The organism is Streptomyces calidiresistens, from assembly GCF_014141525.1.
In the GTDB taxonomy this organism is placed as follows: Bacteria; Actinomycetota; Actinomycetes; order Streptomycetales; family Streptomycetaceae; genus Streptomyces; species Streptomyces calidiresistens.
In genome coordinates this window covers 1-658 of the sequence record NZ_VKHS01001449.1, presented here as the reverse complement: position 1 = coordinate 658, position 658 = coordinate 1, and the positions used below count along the sequence as shown (strand labels likewise).

The 658-nt window shown below is 75.4% G+C and carries 1 protein-coding gene; it reads left to right on the top strand.

The features are described from left to right. The coding region (locus tag FOE67_RS27765; protein WP_182667559.1) for a hypothetical protein at nt 1-499 on the top strand (499 nt) is incomplete at its 5' end. Nucleotides 500-658 lie beyond the last annotated feature (159 nt).

The following is a 658-nucleotide window of genomic DNA, read 5'->3' as shown; positions in this document are numbered from 1 at the left end:
CCCCCGGTCCACCCCGACCTCCGCCCCCGCCGACGGTTCCGCGCCGGAGGCCACCGGCACGACCTTCGCCGCGGAGCACCGCACCGAGTGCCTGCACGCGGTGACCCGGGGGGAGATGACCTGGCGCACCGCCCCCATCGGCCTCCCGCCCGGTGTGGACGTCACCGGCGTGCTCGCCGAACGGCGCGCCGACCGGGTGTGCCGGGACGACGGCCGGGTCTTCGCGGAGTTCGTCGCCTACGGGGCCGACGACCGCCGCCCGGTGGACTACCGCATGGTGGGGCTCGACCCCGAGGAAGGGCCCGAGCGGGCGTACCGCTTCTCCCTCGCCGGTACCGATCCCGCCGGCGGGGAGGCCATCCGCCGGGTGGAGGTGCGGGTGTGCGTCACCGCCGGTCCGATGCTGCCGGCCTTCCGGTGCGGGGAGGCCGTCGTGGTCGTGCCGGAACGGGTGACCCCCGCACCCGCACCCGCCGCGGACCGATCCGTCACGGGATAGCCGCCCGGCGGCATCCCCGACCCCCGGGAATTGCAGGAAGTCCGAGCACTTCCGGGAATCCCCCAGTGGGCGGGGATGTCGCCGTCCGGGCAATTAACCCGGAATTCACGCCCGCGCCCCGAAAGCGGAACGGATCCCCCGCACCCTCCCTCGATCCCC